Source organism: Aquimarina macrocephali JAMB N27 (assembly GCF_000520995.1).
Taxonomy (GTDB): Bacteria; Bacteroidota; Bacteroidia; order Flavobacteriales; family Flavobacteriaceae; genus Aquimarina; species Aquimarina macrocephali.
The window spans coordinates 1-325 of the sequence record NZ_JACA01000167.1 but is presented as its reverse complement, the minus strand read 5'-3'; the positions used below and the strand labels follow the sequence as shown (position 1 = coordinate 325).

The following is a 325-nucleotide window of genomic DNA, read 5'->3' as shown; positions in this document are numbered from 1 at the left end:
GATGTGACTTACCCAATACCTGATCAAATTCTGTGGGTAATGCCTGAACAAGCCACTGTAGTAACACAAAATCAGGATCTTATTGAAATCTATTTTGAAAAACCCGGAGAATATGACATCGCGATGATATCCAAATCAGGAAACTGTCAAGAAGTATTTACTCAAAAAATAATCGTCCTAGAAAAAGAAAATCTCGATGATCAAACTGAAGAAGAACTACAAGAACAATTAACTAGCATTAAAGAGTTTAGCATATATCCTAACCCTTCTGATGGAAAGTTCTTTGCAAAAGTAACCCTGAAAGAACAAAAAGATATTAGTATTA

1 protein-coding gene is annotated in these 325 nt (G+C 33.5%); it reads left to right on the top strand.

Annotated elements, in window-relative coordinates:
- Nucleotides 1-39: 39 nt before the first annotated feature.
- A partial coding sequence (locus tag Z054_RS29755; protein WP_035094064.1) for a hypothetical protein occupies nucleotides 40-325 on the top strand: 286 nt, incomplete at its 3' end.